The sequence below is a fragment of the Streptomyces sp. IBSBF 3136 genome (assembly GCF_036815105.1).
Taxonomy (GTDB): domain Bacteria; phylum Actinomycetota; class Actinomycetes; order Streptomycetales; family Streptomycetaceae; genus Streptomyces.
In genome coordinates this window covers 1-746 of the sequence record NZ_JAJSZC010000490.1, presented here as the reverse complement: position 1 = coordinate 746, position 746 = coordinate 1, and the positions used below count along the sequence as shown (strand labels likewise).

Annotated in this window: 1 pseudogene; it reads left to right on the top strand. The window is 79.2% G+C overall.

Annotation, left to right across the window (positions count from 1 at the left end):
* Positions 1–746: pseudogene (locus V7E45_RS40400) on the top strand (hypothetical protein); the annotation flags it as partial.

The following is a 746-nucleotide window of genomic DNA, read 5'->3' as shown; positions in this document are numbered from 1 at the left end:
GCCCCCGCCCCCGTCCTCGTCATCGGCTCCCCGTTCCTGTGGTGGATGCGCGTCGGTGAGCTGCGCGCCGTCCTCGCCCCGGTCGTCGCCGGTACGGGCCCCTCCGCGCACCCCGACATAGCCGCCGCCCGCCGCTTCGTGCGCGGTCTGGACGCGACGGTGGCCGTGGCCTCGACGCCCGGCCGGTGCCCGCTGACCCGGGGCGTGTGCGCGGTCCTCGGCTGGGTCGCCCGGCTGCTGCTGCGCGGCTGCCGTGAGCACGCGGTGCTGATGGAGCGCGGAGTCGCGGCGGCGGCGGCCGAGCGCGCACAGGCCGTGGACTACGGCCTGCGGATCGTCGCCCAGGAGCAGGTCGGGCTCGCCTACGCGGGCTGGGACCGGCTGCTGACCCGGGTGGCGCTGCCCGCCTGGCGGATGGGCCGCTGGCCCTCCCGGCTGGACGCCGGCGTCGTGGCGGCGCTCACCGAGCTGTCCCGCCGGGACCGGCTGGCCGAGGGCTTCGCCTCCCGCCTCGGCGAGCGCCCCGCCTGCGACCTCCTGGAGGAGCCGGGTGCCATCGACGAGGCCGCCTCGCTGCTCGCCGCCCGCCTCTTCCACGGCGGCCCGGCCGAGTGCGGCCCCGACTGGGCCCCGGTGGACTGGCAGGCGTACCCGGAGGAGGTCGTCGACCGCACCTGGCGCGCGGACGCGGCCCGGCTGCACCGCGTCCTGGACTCCCTCGGCGTCCGCCCCGCCCCCGGCTCCCC